15 protein-coding genes are annotated in these 18,379 nt (G+C 66.6%); 9 read left to right on the top strand and 6 right to left on the bottom strand.

The window, feature by feature from the left end; genetic code table 11:
- Window positions 1-389 precede the first annotated feature (389 nt).
- The 5 genes from gap (at window position 390) to FXF68_RS13705 (ending at window position 7,053) form a co-directional block, all read left to right on the top strand.
- On the top strand, window positions 390-1,388 hold the full coding sequence (gap, locus tag FXF68_RS13725) for a type I glyceraldehyde-3-phosphate dehydrogenase (protein ID WP_148759291.1): 999 nt from the start codon (window positions 390-392) through the stop codon (window positions 1,386-1,388).
- Window positions 1,389-1,910: 522 nt separating this feature from the next.
- The gene (locus FXF68_RS42320; RefSeq protein ID WP_187437905.1) at window positions 1,911-3,671 is read left to right on the top strand and encodes a serine/threonine-protein kinase; all 1,761 of its coding nucleotides are present in this window, start codon (window positions 1,911-1,913) and stop codon (window positions 3,669-3,671) included.
- Between the two features lie 282 nt (window positions 3,672-3,953).
- Window positions 3,954-5,324, top strand: coding sequence for a glucose-6-phosphate dehydrogenase (gene zwf, locus FXF68_RS13715; RefSeq protein WP_148759290.1), 1,371 nt, complete (start codon window positions 3,954-3,956; stop codon window positions 5,322-5,324).
- A gap of 261 nt (window positions 5,325-5,585) precedes the next feature.
- The gene (locus FXF68_RS13710; RefSeq protein ID WP_222869945.1) at window positions 5,586-5,963 is read left to right on the top strand and encodes a YccF domain-containing protein; all 378 of its coding nucleotides are present in this window, start codon (window positions 5,586-5,588) and stop codon (window positions 5,961-5,963) included.
- 814 nt (window positions 5,964-6,777) lie between these two features.
- On the top strand, window positions 6,778-7,053 hold the full coding sequence (locus tag FXF68_RS13705) for a MerR family transcriptional regulator (RefSeq protein ID WP_083981114.1): 276 nt from the start codon (window positions 6,778-6,780) through the stop codon (window positions 7,051-7,053).
- A gap of 384 nt (window positions 7,054-7,437) precedes the next feature.
- Here the strand turns inward: FXF68_RS13705 and FXF68_RS13700 are convergent, their stop codons facing one another.
- The 4 genes from FXF68_RS13700 to FXF68_RS13690 form a co-directional block, all read right to left on the bottom strand.
- The gene (locus FXF68_RS13700) at window positions 7,438-8,682 is read right to left on the bottom strand and encodes an alpha/beta hydrolase family protein (RefSeq protein ID WP_148759287.1); all 1,245 of its coding nucleotides are present in this window, start codon (window positions 8,680-8,682) and stop codon (window positions 7,438-7,440) included.
- 504 nt (window positions 8,683-9,186) lie between these two features.
- Entirely contained in the window at window positions 9,187-10,746 is a 1,560-nt protein-coding gene (locus FXF68_RS13695) for a M20/M25/M40 family metallo-hydrolase (RefSeq protein WP_187437904.1), read from the bottom strand.
- Window positions 10,743-11,570 carry a hypothetical protein gene (locus tag FXF68_RS42315; protein WP_187437903.1) on the bottom strand — a complete coding sequence of 276 codons (828 nt, stop codon included), beginning with the start codon at window positions 11,568-11,570 and terminating at the stop codon, window positions 10,743-10,745. Before FXF68_RS42315 ends, FXF68_RS13695 begins: the two co-directional genes overlap by 4 nt.
- A 171-nt stretch (window positions 11,571-11,741) precedes the next feature.
- Window positions 11,742-12,362, bottom strand: coding sequence for a nuclear transport factor 2-like protein (locus FXF68_RS13690; RefSeq protein ID WP_148759284.1), 621 nt, complete (start codon window positions 12,360-12,362; stop codon window positions 11,742-11,744).
- A 113-nt stretch (window positions 12,363-12,475) separates the two neighbouring features.
- On the opposite strand from FXF68_RS13690, the gene FXF68_RS13685 reads away from it, so the two are divergent.
- Window positions 12,476-13,144 carry a winged helix-turn-helix transcriptional regulator gene (locus tag FXF68_RS13685; protein ID WP_246178656.1) on the top strand — a complete coding sequence of 223 codons (669 nt, stop codon included), beginning with the start codon at window positions 12,476-12,478 and terminating at the stop codon, window positions 13,142-13,144.
- A gap of 38 nt (window positions 13,145-13,182) precedes the next feature.
- Here FXF68_RS13685 and FXF68_RS13680 read toward each other — a convergent pair whose 3' ends face one another.
- Window positions 13,183-13,494, bottom strand: a complete 312-nt coding sequence (locus FXF68_RS13680; protein WP_148759282.1) for a nuclear transport factor 2 family protein — start codon at window positions 13,492-13,494, stop codon at window positions 13,183-13,185.
- 214 nt (window positions 13,495-13,708) lie between these two features.
- Complete coding sequence (locus FXF68_RS13675; protein ID WP_148759281.1) at window positions 13,709-14,320, bottom strand: helix-turn-helix transcriptional regulator; 612 nt, start codon at window positions 14,318-14,320, stop codon at window positions 13,709-13,711.
- 138 nt (window positions 14,321-14,458) lie between these two features.
- Here FXF68_RS13675 and FXF68_RS13670 point away from each other — a divergent pair, with 138 nt between their 5' ends.
- The 3 genes from FXF68_RS13670 (at window position 14,459) to FXF68_RS13660 (ending at window position 18,370) form a co-directional block, all read left to right on the top strand.
- The gene (locus FXF68_RS13670; RefSeq protein WP_148759279.1) at window positions 14,459-15,616 is read left to right on the top strand and encodes a DUF8189 domain-containing protein; all 1,158 of its coding nucleotides are present in this window, start codon (window positions 14,459-14,461) and stop codon (window positions 15,614-15,616) included.
- A 205-nt stretch (window positions 15,617-15,821) separates the two neighbouring features.
- Window positions 15,822-17,201: an FAD-binding oxidoreductase gene (locus FXF68_RS13665; protein ID WP_148759406.1), complete on the top strand. Its 1,380-nt coding sequence runs from the start codon at window positions 15,822-15,824 to the stop codon at window positions 17,199-17,201.
- 65 nt (window positions 17,202-17,266) lie between these two features.
- Complete coding sequence (locus FXF68_RS13660) at window positions 17,267-18,370, top strand: FAD-dependent oxidoreductase (RefSeq protein WP_148759277.1); 1,104 nt, start codon at window positions 17,267-17,269, stop codon at window positions 18,368-18,370.
- Window positions 18,371-18,379 lie beyond the last annotated feature (9 nt).

The raw sequence follows: 18,379 nt of genomic DNA, 5'->3' as shown, positions 1-18,379 counted from the left end.
TGGACGAGCGCGTGCGTCCATCTGGCCCTCCCGATCGGGACGAGCCTCCGCGACTTGCCGCCGGCGAGAGTCCGGCCAGGGGAAATCGGCGTCCCGCACAGGCCGTGCTGCCCTCCCGCCATCGGCGTCCGGCGGAGTGGGGGAAGTCCTGCGCCGCTCAAGCGGCGTCACATGATGCACGGTGCGCGGTCACCCGCTTCTCCATGCCGTTCGACCGGGCTTCCCCCACTCATTGACAGTGCACATCCACGGCCCCGCGTGCCTCCAGGGACGAACGTCCCTCGTCGTCCAGTACAGGGAACGGTTCGCCGCGACGAAGGTCCCTGGCGCCGTTCCACCCGGCAGACAGAGCCTGGAAGTGAAGACGAACAGCGCCCACGGGAGACGAGATGACCACTCCAATAGGGATCAATGGATTCGGCCGTATCGGCCGCAACTACCTGCGCCTGGCCCTGGAACGCGGCCAGGAGGTCGCCGCGATCAACGACATCACCGATACCGCCACCCTCGCGCACCTGCTGATGTACGACTCCACCTACGGCCGCCTCGGCCGCACGGTCGACCACGACGACACCGCCCTGATCGTCGACGGACGCCGCATCCCCGTGACCGCGCACCGCGACCCCGCCGACCTGGACTGGGGCGCGGTCGGAGCCGAGATCGTGATCGAGTCGACCGGCCGGTTCCGGCGCCGCGAGGACGCCGCCGCGCACCTGAAGTCCGGCGCCCGCAAGGTCATCGTCTCCGCTCCCGGCAAGGACGTGGACGCCACCATCGTCATGGGCGTCAACGAGCGCGTCTACGACCCCGACCACCACACCGTCATCTCCAACGCGTCCTGCACGACCAACTGCGTCGCGCCCATGGCCAAGGTCCTGCACGACGCGTTCGGCGTGGTCAAGGGCTACATGACGACCGTCCACGGGTACACCAACGACCAGAACCTGCTGGACTCCCCGCACAAGGACCTGCACCGCGCCCGCTCCGCCGCCGTGAACCTCATCCCCACCAGCACCGGCGCCGCCCGCTCCGTCGGCATGGTGATCCCCGAGCTGGCCGGACGCTTCGACGGCATGGCCCTGCGCGTCCCCATCGAGGACGGCTCCCTGGTCGACCTGGCCTGCCTGCTGGAACGTCCGGCGACCGCGCAGGAGATCAACGACGCCTTCGCCGCGGCGGCCACCGGAGCGCTCGACGGGATCGTCCGGTACAACACCCACCCGATCGTGTCCCGCGACGTGATCGGCGACCCGGCCTCCTGCGTCTTCGACGCCCCTCTCACCCAGTCCAGCGGCGAGCTGGTGAAGGTCTTCGGCTGGTACGACAACGAATGGGGCTACACCTGCCGCCTCGCCGACCTCACCGACCACATCGCCGCGCGCCTCTGACGCCAGTGCCGTAAAAGGAACTGCAGCGGCACGGCGATGAAGACGCAAGGAGTGCAGATATCCCGAGCATGATCTCCGTGCGTGGACCGAACGCCCGGAGAAGTCGGCCCCGCGCACGCGGGATGGTTAGGCGGGCATTGGATGGGGTGGCACTTGGAGCCGGTCTCGGGTGGACGCCGTAGCGGTTTCAAACCGGCGCACGACGCGTCATACAGAGCTGTGGAGTCGCTAGGCCCTCCTACCGGACAGACTTCGGCGGCATTGAGCGCCCAAGCGTGGTTGCTCCAGCTACAGGCTGAGGACACTCCGCGCCGGTGAAGGACCAGCCGAGTTGCCGGGCGGCGATCCCTGTGGCGGCGTCGGTCGGCTGTCCCCTTCGGGCCGGACGGTCGACAACCAGATGGGACGCGCTTACACAAAGCTCGGCGTCTCCGGCCGCGCAGTACTCGGCTCCCTCATCGGCTGATCGGCCGTTGACCGAAGCGTGGCGTGCGGTGTAGTCGTCTGGGCGGGAGGCGGGCGATGGCGGACGATTGGCGGGTGGCCGATTTCGTCGAGGTGCGGGAATTGGGATCGGGCGCGCAGGGACGGGTCGTGCTCGCCCGGCACCGCACCTCGGGGACACCGGTGGCGATCAAATATCTGACCCGCCGTCCCGGCGACGCCGAGGCGCTGCGCGGCCTGCGCGCCGAGGCGGCGATGCTGGGCCAGGTGTCCGATCCGCACGTGGCCCGGCTTTATCGCATGGTGGAAAGTGAGCAGGGCGCGGCGATCGTGATGGAGGCTGTCGACGGCGTCTCGCTGAAAAGAGTCCTGGCCGAGCACGGGGCGCTCACTCCGGAGGCGTCGCTGCTGGTGCTCAAGGGCTCATTATTGGGGCTTGCCGCCGCGCACGCGGCCGGAGTGGTCCACCGCGACTACAAGCCGGCGAATGTGGTCGTCCAGGCGGACGGCTTGAGCAAGCTCATCGACTTCGGCGTGGCGGCGCTGGCGGGCGATCAGTCCAAGGTGGGAACCCCCGCCTATATGGCGCCCGAACAATGGCGCGGGGAACCGGCCGCTCCGGCCACCGACGTTTATGCCGCCACCTGCGTGTTCTTCGAATGCCTGACTGGGCGCCGGCCCTATCCCGCGTCCGGACGGGCGGAGTTGATGGGGCGGCATCTCACCGCGCCGATTCCCGCAGAAGACGTTCCGGAGGCAATGCGCCCAATACTGGAACAGGGCATGGCCAAGGACCCGGAACAACGTCCGCGCGACGCGATGGCGCTGGTGGACGAACTCGAACGCGCCGCCGTCTCCGCGTACGGGGCGGCGTGGGAGCAGCGCGGTGTGCGGGCGCTGGCCGGCGTCGCCGTGAGCATGGCCGCACTGTTCCCCCTGGTGGCGGCGAGTATCGGCGGGTCGGCCGCCGGCGGGGCTACGGCTGGAACGGGCGTCCTCGCCGGTGTCGGGGGCGGCGTTGGCGGCAAGATCGCCGCGGCTGTCGCGGGCGCCACCGTGGCCATCGCTGGTGGAACGGGCGCGTACGTCGCCACTCGCGACAAGAGCGGCGAGTCAGCGCGCCCCGCCCCTGGAGTTCAGCAGGTGCGCATTTCGTTGATGTCGTCGGTCCAGCGGGACCGCGCGGCAGACGTGACGACGCAATACGTCACCGTGGACGGCATTCGTGATTCCGCCGTCGAGAACAGGATCAACGCCGCCCTCCGCGAGACGGTGAACTCCCTTACCCGTCCGTGGATGGCGGACATCCAGCGATATGGGCCGCGACCTGACGGCGAGAACTGGCGGGGCACCGCCGTCGCGAACTTCGGGCTTCGCGGGCCGCGACTTCTCTCCGTCTACTATGACCTGCTCGTCGAGGGCACCGCCTCCGGATATGTCTTCGGAACCGGCGTCGTCCTCGACCTGACGACCGGACGGCGCCTGGGCGCCCGCGATCTGCTGCTTTCCACCGCCCTGTCCAAGCCGGGAATCCGTGAGCTGGCCCGGACGATCGTCCAGAGCCAGAACGAACCGGAGTCCGCCGCCCAGACTCCGCCCGGTGCGATCTGCTACAAGGGCTTTCCCATCACCGCGGATGACCTCGTCCCGCGAAGACTGCTGCCATTGCCGACGAAGGACGGCCTGGCCTTCGTCGTCACCGGATACGCCGAACTCGGCTGCGACGGGACTGAACGGGGACGAAGAATTAACGTGCCGTATTCACGTTTGAAGGGATTCGTCCGGCCCGCCATTGTCACGCAGGCCGGAGCCACGGCCTCCACCCTCGGCCGCCCCTGAGGGCAGAGTTTACAAGAGCCTGGCAGCCCTGACCGTTCACTACGGCGGGAACGAGACATAGGCGAACAATCGAATATCAGTCTGATACTGAGTTAGCTGTGCCAGGCCCGCCTGGTTGCGGCTGGCCTCCAGGCGGCCACGGCGCGTCGGAGCCCGGCCACGGCGGCGGGCGGTGCCCGGCACCACGCCCGCAGCCTGCCGGAGCGCTATGCAACCCGCGGGACGCTTGTTCTCCGGATGGCCGAGGCGGCAGGCTGTGAGCCGAGGAGAAGGGGGCCTGCGATGGAGCGAGCCGACGCGATGGTGCTGTTCGGGATCACCGGGAATCTGGCGTACAAGATGCTGCTGCCGGCGTTGTACCAGCTGACGGCGGACGGGGTGCTGGACCAGCCGATCGTGGGGGTCGCCAAGACCGACCTCGACCTGGCCGGACTGCGAAGTCGGGCCCGTGAGGCCTGCGAGGCCAAGCACGACAAGGTGGACGACGCGGCGTTCGAGAAGTTCGCCGGGAACCTCCGGCTCGTCGCGGGCGACTACACCGACGGCGCCACCTTCGATGCGATCCGCGGCGAGGTCGGCGATGCGGGATTCCTCACTCACTATCTTGCGGTTCCTCCGGCGCTGTTCGCGACGGTCGCCGCGGGCTTGGCCAAAGTCGACCTGAACAAGAACGCCCGGATGGTCGTCGAAAAGCCGTTCGGCAAGGACCTGGAGTCGGCGCGGGCGTTGAACGCCGAGTTGCTGAAGTTCTTCGACGAGGACCATCTGAGGCGCGTCGACCACTTCCTCGGCAAGGAGCCGATCGAGGACCTGCTGATGTTCCGGTTCGAGAACATGCTCCTGGAGCCGATCTGGAACCGTCACTACGTCGACAACGTGCAGATCACGATGGCCGAGGACTTCGACGTCGCCGACCGTGGCTCTTTCTACGACGCCAACGGCACGATCCGCGATGTCGTCCAGAACCACCTTCTGCAGATTCTCGCGCTCCTGGCCATGGACACGCCGCCGTCGACCGACGCACGCGCCTTCATCGACGAGAAGTGGCGGGTACTGCGCGCCGTCGAGGCCGTCGCGCCCGGCGATGTCGTCCGCGGCCAGTACGACGGCTATCTCGCCACCGAAGGCGTCCGTGAGGGGTCGACCACCGAGACTTACGCCGCGCTGCGCCTGCGCATCAACAACTGGCGCTGGGCCGACGTCCCCTTCTACATTCGCTCCGGTAAGGCACTGGGCACCACCGACCTGGAAGTCGTCGCCCAACTCCGCACCCCGCCCATCAGCTTCTTCGACGGTGCCCCAGAGCCCAATCTGATCCGCTTCCGCATTCAGCCCGATGCGGGGGTCACATTCGACCTGCTCGCCAAGGTCCCCGGGCGCGACAGCACCCGGCAAGTCCCGCTCAGCGTGGACTTCACCAAGGTCCTGGGCCCGATGGAAGCGGCCTACCAGCGCATCCTCACCGACGCGATGACCGGCGATCCCCGCCGCTTCGTCCGCTTCGACCTGGCCGAAGAATCCTGGCGTATCGTCCAGCCCGTCCTGGACCTCCCCACCCAGCCCCTCCCCTACGCCAAAGGAAGCTGGGGGCCGGACGAAGCCACCACCTTCGTTCCCGGCGGCTGGCACGAAATCTCCACCACCTTCGACTGATTCTCAGATGACGCACCACACTCATTTCGTCATCACCGGCATGCCACAGTAAAGACAGATCTGGTCACTGGTGGCCGAGGCTAGAAGAAGCCGCCGAAATACTTGAACACTTTTGTCGTGCCGTTGACCCGACATGAGGGGAATGGCCCCAGGGAAGCACTCTTGTCAGCACGGCTCCTTTACAGGCTGGAAGGGCCGATGCCCCGATCCCGCTACGATCGTGGCGTGGCACTGCTGTAGGAGGTTTCCGTGCGAACGCTGATGAACGTTCTGTGGCTGGTGCTGGCCGGATTCTGGATGGCCCTGGGATATGTGCTCGCCGGGGTGATCTGCTGCATCCTCATCATCACCATCCCGTTCGGGATCGCGTCCTTCCGGATCGCCGGATACGCGCTCTGGCCGTTCGGACGGACGGCCGTGCCCAGACGGGACGCGGGCACCGCCTCCGTCCTGGGCAACGTCATCTGGATCATCGTCGCCGGATGGTGGCTGGCTCTCGGGCACCTGACCACCGGGGTGCTGCTCTGCATCTCGATCATCGGCATCCCGTTCGGCATCGCCAACTTCAAGCTGATCCCGATCTCCCTGACGCCGCTCGGCCACCAGATCGTCCCCACCGGCGACCGCACGTCCTTCTAACCACCGCTCGCGCGCGCCCATCACCGGTCGACGCCCGGCTGACGGGCGACCTCGGGTGGGGCGGTGCTTCGGGCCCACATGGACGCGGCGCCTGCCCCGGCGGGCGAACCCCACCGGACGATCTACGAAAACCTGTGGTGATCGAGGTAGATATTCGCGGCGGGGTGGGGTAGAGTTCCTGTCATCGAAGAGGAACAAGTCCATGAGACGCGGCAGAGAACGAACTGCCCGGTGAGATGGATCGCGCGGACCGGGCGTGCCGGGGTCAACGCAGTGCAAGGGACTCCGGCGCCGGTCTGCGCACCCGGCGGCCAACGGGCCGCCGGCGGCTTGAAGGTAGTGAAGGAAAGAACGCAGGTAAGTAGGGAGAACACGGAAGGAGGGTCTCGGCACCACCGGGATCGCCCGCCGCAGGCTCCAGTCACGCCGCGCGGGTACCGCAGCCCACACGTTCGACCGTGGTTCTGCGGTCACGCATCCGCGATCCCCCGCATCCCGGCCTTCAGCGCCCGGTGCGGACAAGGACCGGCCACAGCGCCGGATAGTTGGTGTTGTACCTCACGGCCCCGGCGCTGCCTTTTGGCGCCGGGGCCCCGTCATTTCCAGAACACATCCGGCGCACGCCCCACGTGCGCCTCCCACGATTAGTACGGAAGGTTTTGTGAGAGCACCTCAGCCGGCTCAGACCGGCGCCCACCCAGCACACTCGCATCCCACCCGGTCCGGTCCGGCACCGGACGACGCCGACACCGGCAGCGAGTTGGAAAGCGGGTTGGACGACAAGCTGGACGATGAGGACTACCCGGCTTACAGCATGGGCCGGGCCGCCGAAATTCTCGGCGTCACACCGGGGTTCCTGCGCAGCCTGGACGCCGCCAAACTGTTCGTCCCGCAACGCTCGGCCGGTGGTCACCGCCGCTACTCCCGCTACCAACTGCACTTGGCCCAGCGCGCCCGCGACCTAGTCGATGAGGGCACCGCGCTGGAAGCGGCCTGCCGCATCATCATCCTTCAGGACCAGCTCACCGAAGCCCAACGCATCAACGCCCAGCTGCAGAAGCGCATCGACCAGGGTCCGGAACGGGACTGATCCCTGAGTGGTCACCAACACCAGCGTCAGCGCCAGACCCCCGGAGCGACGCGGCAGGCCCTGAGCCTGTGCTTTCGGCAGAGCGACCGTTACGCACAGGGCCCGGGACAGCAAGTGCGCTCGACGGGCATCGAGGTGAAGGCCAGTTCCTCCACCTTCCGCCAGCTGCCCCAAGACGACCTGGCCGACCACCCGCAATACCGCGACGCCGCTTCCGGACTCCGGGGGTTTGTGATCGCGACGTCGGCAGCGTGATCGGTTGGACACCTGGTCTAATGTCGGTCGGCCGACGATAGCCGGTGCGGTCATCAGGCACCGGCCATCGTCACCGAACTGCCCGATCACGTCAGCGCGCAGGCTGGCTCGCTGCCGACCCGGGGTGGCTCAGGGGACGAACTCGATCTCGGGGTAGCGCGGCGACGGCCCCGAGAACAGGTGGTCGTCATGGCGCCTCAGGTGCAGGTCGAAGAAGGCGGCCAGGTAGGCCCGCTGGGCGGCGACGGAGCGGCCGGGATCGATCGTGCCGATGTTCTCGGTGAGCCTGGCGACCACCTGCGGCGGGATGGGCAGCGCCTTGATCAACTGCGGCACGAGGGGGCCCAGGTCGGTGTAGGCCTGATGTCCCGAGTCCTTCAGGAGCAGTTGGCGGCGCCAACCGCGCAGATGGGACCAGAAGTCCGCCCAGGAATCGTCGTTGTCGCGTCCATGACCGGCGCTGGCCATCAGCAGGAAGGGGCGGTCCAGGCCGGTGTCCCGGGCGGCGCCGTCGACGCTGCCGTCAAGGTCGACGCCCGCGCGGACACGAGGGTCGTGAGCCATCGTCTCCGCGGCCGCGGCACCGCCCAGCGAATGTCCGAACATGCCGACCTTGGACAAGTCGAGGGCGCCCCGCAGGCCGTGGGGTAGGCGGCGGCCCTGGATGGTCGGGTCCGCCCCGCTGTTCAGTCGGGCTAGGACGTCCAACACGAACGTCGTGTCGTCCCGCCGGGTCCGTAGCGCCAGCGCGTAGTCGGGGTCGGCGGGCTGCCGGCTCGGCTCCACCCGTCCGCCCGGGAACTCCACGAACTGGGCCTCATGGGTGTGGCTGATGGTGACGACGACGTTGCCTCGGCTGGCCAGGTCCTCGACCAGTGTCGTGCCCTGTTCGCGCATCGCGGCGTAGCCCGGGGAGAAGATGATGACCGGACGGCCGCCGTGCCGAGCCCTGACGGGAACGTTCCGGCGGGCGTGGGTCAGCGGGAAGTCGACGGCGTCCAGCGACGTCTGAAGGTTGCGGCTGGTCTGCTGCCTGTACAGCGCTTCCACGGCGGAGGTCATCCAGGGGACACGATCGCCTTCGCCGTTTCGCGCCGGATACCACAGGCTGATCATTAGTTCGCGTGGGGTGGACGTCCACGGGTCGCGCCGGGAACGGTCGACCAGATGCAACGACGTCGTCCCTACACGGTGCCTGCCGGTCGGCGACGGCAGCGTCAGCCGGATCCGGCCCCCGCGGTACCGCGGCCCGATCGTCTCCGAAGCGGCGGCGTCCGCGCCTCGGCGGCCCGACCCGGCGATGAGCCCGATTCCCGCCGCTCCGGCAGAGATGAGCACCGCTCGGCGTGTCGGCTCGGAGGTCCATCGGCTCATTCTGACTCCCTCATCGGCGATCGCGAGATCTACCGATCCTGGCGCGGCGGAGATCACGCCGACAGGCCGTGGACGCCATCTCAGGGTAGGACCGGGGACATCCCGGAGATGCCCTCGGGGATCCGGGCTCCACGGTGCCGACTACAAGGTGATCGGTCTCCTGGCAGTGCGCTCGACCGTGCTGGAGTGGCGAACCGTATTCGCTGCCGCCCGCCGGACCGGCCCGCACTGGCACTGCCCACATGGAGTCTGGCTGCAAGGTCTGCGCCACCTTGACGCAAGGGCGCCGACGGACCATCGCCGCCCTCGTCGGTGCTTGGCACGCCTTGGCGTTGGTCGGCTCGTCCGATCTGCGGATGACCTCGACCCGTAACGCACCCTGCTTCTCGCGAACGTCGAGCGCACCGGAACGGACCAGTTGGAGCCAGCGTGCACCGAATTGGAGCAGACACCAGAGCAAGTTCTCCTGGCCGAGTATGTGGATGGTGTTTGGACGTGGCAGGCCTATTTGTGTGCTTCTGGATTGGTGAGGAGGGTGAGTGCGTAGGCTGCTGCCTTGATGTTTTGGCCAAAGATCTGCGGGTTGATGTTTGTTCTGCGGTCGCACGGGGTGTGTTGGCAGGGGTCATAGGGTTTTCCTGGCTCGCCGCCGAACAGTTCTGCTTCGTGAGCGGTTTTGTCGCCCTCTGAGCCGGAGAACAGGCCGGCCACCGGGATTGACTGGTCGAAGAACGAGATCCAGTCGGCTTGTCTTGAGCCGTTCAGGTCGAGCGGTATGGCGGGGTTTCCGGAGTGGGTCAGTCCTCGTTTGAGGGCTGTCTGGAGTTCTGCCGAGCCTGGTGCGCCCACCGGTCCACCGCTGTGGTCCTCGTCGGTCGGGTCGAGGTAGCCGCGAATGTAGTTCGGGGAGCCGAGTTTGGAAAGGTCGATATAGCCGCTGATCTTTGCCTTCTGGTCAGCCGGTATTGCCTTGAGGTAGCTCTCGGAGCCGATCTGGCCCCACTCCTCCGCCGACCACCACGCGAACCTGACTTTTTCAGAGAGTGGGTTGCTCGATCTCGCCAGCGCGAGGGCGAGCTCCAAGGTGCCGGCCGCGCCTGAGCCGTTGTCGTTGATGCCCGGTCCTTCGGGGACCGAATCCAGGTGGGCTCCCACCATGAGGACGTGTGAAGGATCCCCGGCGCGGGTTTCTGCGATCAGGTTGCTGGTGGTGCGATTCTCTACGAGTTGTCTGAGGAAAACACGGATTTGTAGTGTGCCATCGGCTGCACGACGTGCGAGTTCCTCGCCTTGAGCCGCTGTCATTGCGCCGGAAGGGATGAGGCCGTCTTCTGGGGTGGCCAGTGAGGCGTACAGGAGGCCGGGCTGGTCGTTGTAGAAGAGCACGGCCGTCGCTCCCGCTCCGGCGGCGATCTTCTGCTTGTCGGTGAATCTGCAGCCGCCGCGTCTGACGAGCGCGATCGCGCCTTTGATGGGCAGGTTCGCGTAGTCGGCGGGGGTGCAGCCGGGCGCCCCATTGAGCGGTACCGGGACGACCGTCCCTTCGAGACCTTCGGTCGGGGTGGAGGGCGTGAAGTTGATGGTCTTGATCTTCACTTCTTCGCCCGTGCCCGGGTATTGGTATCGAGCGTCGAGGTCCTGCGTGAACAGGAAGCTGAAGCTCTGCTCCTGTACCTCGTAGCCGGCGTTCCTGAGTTGCTTACGCACGTACGCCTGGCTCAGCTCGAATCCGCGTGTACCCGGTGCGCGACTGCCTCCCCCGCGGTCGGCAGCGGCTTCCAGTGCGGCGAGGTGGTTCTGGGCTCTCTTGATGTTGACCAAGCCCGCGAGGTGTTCACCCCGCGCGCCGTCCCGAAGAGACTGCTCCCGGGCGGCAGATGTGCCTGCCACGCAGGTCACGGTCACGAGCACCGCAGTCGCTAGGGTCCCGGCGCGGTGGACGTACCTTTTGAAGGTTCCCGAACTCATGCAACTGCCTGCCTTTGGAGAAGGAGCCAGGACTCCGGCCTGGTGAGGCCGCGCACGGGTCACCAGACCGGAGGTGGGATCGTCGTTGGCGGTCACCCAGGAATGGACGGCATGAACACCTGGGTCATGACGATGGTCTGGCACGCCGCGAGAGTGGCGATCACCGGCGAGTCCGGGGCGACCTCGGAGGCCATGTCCCCCGGACGGGTCAGCGATGACAGGTCGTAGAAATCGGTCGGTCCCTCGGTCTTGAAGTGGGAGCCGATGGGCGGCCATTGCTTGACGTCCTCAGCCGTCATGACCATGGGCTTGGCGTTGATCAGCGGCCTGTCGAAGGCCGTGAGGATGAGGTACTGGTAGAAGGTCGCCCTGCCCGGCAGGAGCTTGCCGATGCCTCCCGTGCCGTTGCCGACCAGTTCTCCCCAGCTGTTCTTATAGGGATTCTGCTCGATGAGGACCTTGGGGTTCTCCCACTGGAAGTGGGTCAGGATGCGGGTGAGGCCGACCCGGGGCCTGCCGTTCTTGGTCGCGAGGACCTTCCGCTCGGTGGTGACCCCGCTGAGCCCCTGGATTCCCGCGCAGGCGATGACCACGGGGTCGTCGGGCGTCTTCGGGGCCTCCACGACCGCGGGCTTGGTGAAAAGGAGCTTGCCTTCCTCGCTGAGTTCGAAGTCGCCGAAGGCGAGCATCGTGGCGAAGTGCTTGCTGCCCGGGATGGCGGCCGTGTCGGCCCGCTTCTCCGCGGCCGCGACCGGATCCGCCGCCACCGCCGGCAGCACGGCCGCGGCCGCGGCCACCGCGCCGGCGGCGGCGGTGCCGGTGACGAAGGTGCGACGCTTGATGCCGTCTCCGTCCGAGCTCTCCCCGGTGTCCGGTGTCTCTTCGGACGGGTCGAGGCCCTCATGTGGATCAGCGACCATCGTGAACCCCCTTCATCTTTCTCCAGATGACTTCTTTTATTGATAGTCATTTTTCCGGCAGTTGGGCAAGAGTAGAACCATGCACGCACAGTGATCTGGCTACATTGGCCGAAAGTGTGTTCGAGGATGTAGCAACTACTAGCAACAAGTGAAGTAACCGGCTAGGTCACCTCACTGCCGAGCCTCCGCCGGGCCGGGGCGCCGAGACGCGAAGGTCATGGTGAGCCGGACGATCTGACCGTCCTCCACCTCGAGCACCAGGTCGCCGCCCCGCTCGGGCGGGACGGTGTCCCACGCGTAGGCGGCGACGAGCATGCCCTTCATGAACCTCGTCCCCACGATGTTGACGGGGACCTCGGGGGGATGCTGGTCATAGGCGTCCCCGATGCAGGTCCGCCCTTCGTAGGGTCCGCCTTGGAGCCCAACGAAGGTGACCACTGCCTCGTCGGCGAACAGGTCGAGCAGCGGTCCCCAGTCGCGGGTTTGGATCCCGTGATTCAGGTAGGCAACATGCAGGTCTAGCAGCTCGTAGGGCGATCTCGTCCCCTGGCGCTGCGAGGCGTCCAGCGGTGGCCGACCGTCGTAGCCGAGATCCTCCAGGGGTGGCAGCGGAGGGAGCTGCCCGGAGATCTTGACACCTGAGGTCGCATCGCCGAGGAACGTCCTGGGCTTCGCTTCCTGCGGGGCCGCCACGGGCAGGGCTGCCGGCTCTGCCTCGACCGCGCTCGTCGATTCGTCCGGACCTCGATGGGGCCGGACGAGCGAACGCATGAACTCCGGGACACGTGCCATGGGAGCCTCCCTACGACTCTCCAGATAGCTATGCCTCTCTGAAGTGACTGTCAAGGAGTGCACGAGACGTCGGCTACGTTACTCCTGTCCCGTGTAGCGATCGTCGTCCTGGGGTGTGCGTGGCGGACAAGCGACATTACAGACAGTTCTGCGGCCTGGCGTCCGCTCTGGACGTCATCGGCGAGCGCTGGACCCTGCTGATCGTCCGGGAACTCCTCCTCGCACCGGCGAGGTTCTCCGAAATCCAGGAGAATCTGCCCGGCCTGGGCACCAACCTCCTGTCCGAGCGGCTTCGCGTCCTCACCGAGCAGGGGATCATCGAAGCGCTCCCCGTGGAGGGAGACGGCCGGGGGAAGCAGTACCGTTTGACGGCCACCGGTCAGCACCTCCGCGCTCCGCTTCTGATGCTCTCCCGTTGGGGCATGAACTTCCTGAGCGAGGACGACGCGGAGAACGGCGCCGCCCGAGGCGCTTGGGGTTTTCTGGCCGTCCAGGCCATGATCCACGGCCGACCCGCTCCGTCCATCGACGAGTCGTACGAATTCCGGGTCGACGACGAGGTCTTCCACATTCGCGTCCAGGACGAAGAAGCCACGGCCCATCACGGACCGGCGAACGCGCCCGCCATTGTGGTGTCCACGGATGCGCGGACGTTCGTCCGGATCGGCGCCGAGTTGCTGTCGCCGTTCGACGCGGTGGCGACCGGGCGCCTGACGATCGAGGGAGACGAGGCCGCGATCCGGCGTTGCAGCAAGTTCATGGGTCTGACCGCACCGGCCTAGCCACGCGCGGGCGAATGGACGACGGCCGAGCCCGCGGCCTAGTCGAAGATCACGACCATCTGGGCTAAGCGACCGTCGGCATACGTCAGCCGCATGACCCCCGTGCTGCCGTCCGCGCGCCATGCGAACGGCACCACAATGCTCTCGCCGTCTTCGAACGCCTCGGTGGTGAGGTCGATCTTGTCGTCCGGCGGCTGCCGTTCATAGGCCTTGGTGATGGCTCGAAGTCCCTGGAACTCCAGAGTTCCCGCTCCGGGTACGTTCTCGAACTTGACCACGGCATCGGGGGCGAACTCCGCGAGGAGAGCCGAGAAATCCCCATTGCTCACACACTCGTTGAACAGCGCCAAGTGACGCTGAGCCACTGAACTGGCCCGAGTCATCCCTTGCCTCCATTGCGCTCGGTGAATCCCGACTGCGAGTCGCACCACGGTAGCGGAGTGACCCGGAACGGGTGCAGCGGCATCTGGGGCTGTTCCGGAAGCTATGGGACGCCATTCCACCAACCGAACCAAGTCGTGACCTCGGGCGGGACGAGCGAGCCGGAGCGCATTAGCGCCGAAATCAGTTTCGAGGAGTAGACCGGGTCTCGCCGTAGGCGAGTACGTCTCCTCGCCGGTAGAGGCGACGGACCCGGCCGCCGCCCAGAGCCTCCTCGCGGACGGGTTCGGGCCATCCGGCGGGTGGACGCTTCGCGTAGACGGTGACGCTGCTCTGGGCGAGGCCCAGGATTCGGCCCGCCTCTGCCAGCGTGACCAGAGCATCGGGATCATCGTCGGCGGCGGAATGTTCCTCGCGGCCTTCGTACCAGGCCGCCCATTGCCTCTCGTCCCAGTAGAGAGCTTTACCCACCTGGAGGGCGGCGTCCGGGTGCCCGTTGCTCTCGCGTTCGCTCCACAGCTTCTTGAGCGCATGGCGGCTGAGGCCGTACCGGGCGCTCAACTCGTCCCGCGTGACCAGTCCGACCGGGACTTTTCGGCTCGCCTGGCGCGCCGCGTACCAGCGGTCCCACTCCTCGGAGTCCCACGCGAGCTGCGAGCCGACCGATCCCACCGGTTCGGGATGACCGTTGGCCTCTTGCTCCCGATAAAGCTTCTCCAGGGTGCTACGCCCCAGCCCGTAGCGCTCCATCAGGTCGCCGCGGGTGTATACGCGCCGTCCGTCCAGCGTGGTCATGCCAACATTCTCTCCGACGACGAGGACGGTCCGCGAAACCAAGCAGCCGGCTCTCATCGCATGCATTCGGGCTACTTCGTTCATCCGGCGCGCGTCCGGCGACGAATAGGTGTCGTTCATGCGATGAAGGGACGCTTAATGATGCATCTCGTCCGGTTCCGCAAGGTGTTCACGGCGGCCGTCGGGTCGGTTGTCGCGGCAGGCTTGCTGGGGTTTGCCCTGCCCACCCCGCCTGCCTCGGCGGCCGCTCAGCCGCCCGAGCCCTATGCCGCCGACCTGCCGAACCTCAGCACTCCACGTGTCGCCTTCGACCTGACCGCCAACCAGCCGGCGAAGGGAGTGGCCGCCCGCGGCACCGACGGCGCGTTGCTGTACAGCGCACGCTCGGGCAGCGGGTTCGCTCCGTTCCAGTCTCTCGGAGGCGTCATCGTGGGCGATCCGTCCGCGGTGGTCACGCCTAATGGCACCGAACTGTTCGTCCGGGGTACCGACAACCGGGTCTACACCAACACCGTCACGCCGTCCGGCGGCGTCACCGGGTACTCAGTGCTGACCGGCCTCACGGTCACCGGTGAGATCGAGCCGATCGTCCCGCGGGACGAGCCGGTCGGCAGCGTGCGGCTCTTCGCCCGAGGGCCGGACGGCGCGGTGTGGACCAACGTCCGCCGCAACGGCGCCTGGACGGGCTGGAGCAGCCTCGGCGGGACGATCACCAGCGACATCACCGCGGGGCTCCAACTGCTCACGGTCGGCGGCAACACTCGCATCTTCGTCCGGGGCACCGACAATCGTGTCTACGCCAACCGGGTGGGTCCGAACGGCGCCTCCGGCTACCAGGTGCTCGGCGACCTGCGCGTCACCAGCAATCTCACGGTCGAACGCGACTCGCCGTTCAGCGCTCAGCGGACGCTCTTCGCTCGCGGCGAGGACAACCGGGTGTACGCATTCAGCCTGTCGATCGGAGGAGCGACCTGGCAGCCGCTGCCCGCCGTCACGGCCACGAGCGACATCGGCGCCTCGACCCAGAGCCTGTACGTCCGGACCAGTGACAACACCATCCAGACGAGCCGACAGACCGACGGCAGCGGTACCTACTCCCCCTTCGAGCGCGTCGAGGGACAGGTGATCGGCAACCCGACGGCCTTCACGCTCCAGCCCAACGGAGGCCCGCTGACGCAGTACCTGTTGGCCCGCCAACCCAACGGCGCCCTGGCCTTCAATATCCGCCCCTTCAACGGCATTCCGACCGGCCCGTTCGCCGGCTACAACCCGATTTCCGGCCCGGCCGTCGACTGACGAGCCCCGTGCCGCGCCGTCCCCGGACGGCGCGGCACGCACGGCCAGGGCCCCTCCCCTGCAATATCTATTTCCTGGCAATCATTGGCCAAAGGTACGTTAGCGCTGATCTCGACGTGGACACGGTATGCGCTGGCGGAGATCGCAGCATTTGTTTAGTCGCTCTCATGATCTCCCCACGCGCCACGAGGAGACGGTGACCACGATGCGAGATTCGTCGTTGCGTACGCAGGACAAGACGTTTTCCGGGACCGGGGTGGACTGGGACGCGCTGCGCCGGCGAATGCGCGGAAAGCTGCTGCGCCCCGGGGACCCTGGATTCGACGACGCCCGAAAGCTGTTCAACACGCTGACGGACGACCACATACCCGCCGCGGTGGCGCAGTGCGCGACGGTGAACGACGTTCGCGAGGCGGTGTCGGCGGCCCGGAACCGGATCCCGATCGCCGCCCGTGGCGGCGGACACAGCTACGTCGGATACTCGGCGCCGCACGGGGGTCTCGTCATCGACATGCGCCGCCTGTCGACCGTGGACGTCCTCAAGGACGACACCGCGATCATCGGCTCTGGCGCGGTATTGGGAGATGTCTACCGCAAGCTCGCCAGGGCGAAGCGCTGCCTCCCAGCGGGGTCCTGTTTCACCGTCGGCATCGCCGGGCTCACCCTGGGCGGCGGGCTCGGCGTGCTGCAGCGCAATTTCGGCCTGACCTGCGACCATCTGGACGGGGTGGAAATCGTCACCGCGGATGGGGCCGTCCGCATGGCTACACCCGTGCACGAACCGGACTTGTTCTGGGCCCTTCGCGGAGGCGGCGGAGGCAATCTCGGCGTAGTCACGAGGTTCATATTCTCGACCGTTCCGGCTCCGGCGCTGACGGTGTTCCGCCTCACGTTCCCCGCGGGAGAGGTACGAGTAAGCAAGGTGTTGAGCGCGTGGCAGCGGTGGATCTCGGCGGCGCCGCGGAAGATGTGGGCGACTTTCGTCATCACCTCCGGCGATTCGCCGAAATGCCGGGTGAGCGGCTGCTTCGTCGGGCCTCGTGACACGTGCAACGCGTTGGTGGACGATCTGGTGGAACGTTCCGGCGTCCAGCCGGAAAGGCGAAGCGTACTGAAAAAGGACTATCTGGGGGCAATGAAGTACTTCGCCGACGGGACCGCCCGGGAGACGTTCGTGGGCTCGTCGCGAATTCTGGACGCTCCGGCAGCCGATCCGAAGGCACTCGTGAAGGTGTTCACGGGCCGCAAGGGGATTTCCCTCATCCTGGACCCGCTCGGGGGCGCGGTGGCCGACCTGCGCGCCGATGAGACCGCGTTTCCCTACCGCAAGGCGTTCGCCACAGCGCAGATCTACGCCGGCACCACGCCCGGCAACCAGAACAGGACGCGCCGTAGTGTCGCCGAAGTCGTGGCCAAGATGGGCGCCCTGGGCATCGGAAAGGGTCACGTGAACTACATCGATCCCGCCCTGCCCGACTGGCCGAAGGCCTACTACGGGTCGAACCTGGCCAAGCTCCGCTCGGTCGCGCGCACCTACGACCCGGACAAGGTATTCGATTTCCCGCAAGGACTCACCAGAGTCTGACCATGCCGACGCCGGACGGCTCGCGATTCACCAAACCGAGGACGACCGCATTGAGAGGCTAAGACATGTCACCCGCCCACGCACCGGTGGATTCCAATCTCCCAACGCCCGACTTCACCTTCAATCCCGATGCCCCGGGCGCGTGCGTCGCCGCGGTGAGACCGTATCGGATCGGCTCCTATCGCCTGGAGGCGGAGAAGGAGTCCGGCAAGTTCATCGTCCACAACTATGGCCATGGCGGCGCCGGCATCACATTGAGCTGGGGCTGTGCCAACAGGGTGAAGGAGATCGTCCGGAGCCACATCGGCGCGTCGCACGGGGTGGAGGTGGCGGTAATCGGCGCCGGTGTGATGGGGCTGACCGCGGCGACGGTGCTGCTCGACCTCGGCCTCAAGGTCAAGATCTATTCGGATCGCGTCGTGAAAGACACCACGTCGTACAAGGCGGGTGGCCAGTGGGCCGTGTCCATCGTCGCATTCGCCGGCCACGAGCGCGAACTCAAGGGCATTCTCACCAACTCCTACAACACCTTCAAGAGCGAGGGAGAAAGATTCGGCGTCTTCGAGCGGCCCAACTACACCGCGGCCCCCTCGGAGAACCTGGAGGTGGTGATGAAACTCGCACCCGGCCTCCTGCCGGAACGGGTCCCGATGCACCGCCTACCGTTCAAGGGACACACCCAACCCGGATACAAGTACCAGACGCTGCTGGTCGAGCCTCCGACCTTCCTGACCCAATTGGAACGAGATCTGAACCACCGTGGCGTCACCATCATTCCCAGAGAATTCGCCAGCGCGGACCAGATACTCACGTCACTGCCACAGAAGATCATCATTAATTGCACCGGATTCGGCGCCAGGAAGCTCTGGAACGACTCGAAACTGATCCCGATCAAGGGTCAGCTCGCAATGCTTCGCAAGCAGCCAGAACTGAAGTACCTCTACGGCCAGAACGGCTACATGTTCCCACGCTCCGACCATGTCGTCATCGGCGGAACCTTCGAGAGCTGCATGAACGACGAGATGGCGGACAAGGTGAGGGTCAAGTGCCTGGTCAATCACATTGCCTCACTGTTCGGCTTCGGGACACTGAAGCCGAAGCCTCACTTCCATATCCACCATCCAGGAAATATGCCCATGGTCGATCCGGAGATATCAGTCCGTACCTAGTTTTGTCCG

The organism is Actinomadura decatromicini (assembly GCF_008121305.1).
Lineage (GTDB): Bacteria > Actinomycetota > Actinomycetes > Streptosporangiales > Streptosporangiaceae > Spirillospora > Spirillospora syzygii.
This window is presented reverse-complemented; position numbering and strand designations above follow the sequence as displayed.

Excerpts from the sequence above, each read along its gene's own strand:
- FXF68_RS42315 (WP_187437903.1), bottom strand. The coding sequence starts at position 11,570 with ATGGTCGCTGATCCACATGAGGGCCTCGACCCGTCCGAAGAGACACCG.
- FXF68_RS13690 (WP_148759284.1), bottom strand. The coding sequence starts at position 12,362 with ATGGCACGTGTCCCGGAGTTCATGCGTTCGCTCGTCCGGCCCCATCGA.
- FXF68_RS13705 (WP_083981114.1), top strand. The coding sequence starts at position 6,778 with ATGGGCCGGGCCGCCGAAATTCTCGGCGTCACACCGGGGTTCCTGCGC.
- FXF68_RS13675 (WP_148759281.1), bottom strand. The coding sequence starts at position 14,320 with ATGACCACGCTGGACGGACGGCGCGTATACACCCGCGGCGACCTGATG.
- FXF68_RS13670 (WP_148759279.1), top strand. The coding sequence starts at position 14,459 with ATGATGCATCTCGTCCGGTTCCGCAAGGTGTTCACGGCGGCCGTCGGG.
- FXF68_RS13665 (WP_148759406.1), top strand. The coding sequence starts at position 15,822 with ATGCGAGATTCGTCGTTGCGTACGCAGGACAAGACGTTTTCCGGGACC.
- FXF68_RS13700 (WP_148759287.1), bottom strand. The coding sequence starts at position 8,682 with ATGAGCCGATGGACCTCCGAGCCGACACGCCGAGCGGTGCTCATCTCT.
- FXF68_RS42320 (WP_187437905.1), top strand. The coding sequence starts at position 1,911 with ATGGCGGACGATTGGCGGGTGGCCGATTTCGTCGAGGTGCGGGAATTG.
- gap (WP_148759291.1), top strand. The coding sequence starts at position 390 with ATGACCACTCCAATAGGGATCAATGGATTCGGCCGTATCGGCCGCAAC.
- FXF68_RS13660 (WP_148759277.1), top strand. The coding sequence starts at position 17,267 with ATGTCACCCGCCCACGCACCGGTGGATTCCAATCTCCCAACGCCCGAC.
- zwf (WP_148759290.1), top strand. The coding sequence starts at position 3,954 with ATGGAGCGAGCCGACGCGATGGTGCTGTTCGGGATCACCGGGAATCTG.
- FXF68_RS13710 (WP_222869945.1), top strand. The coding sequence starts at position 5,586 with ATGAACGTTCTGTGGCTGGTGCTGGCCGGATTCTGGATGGCCCTGGGA.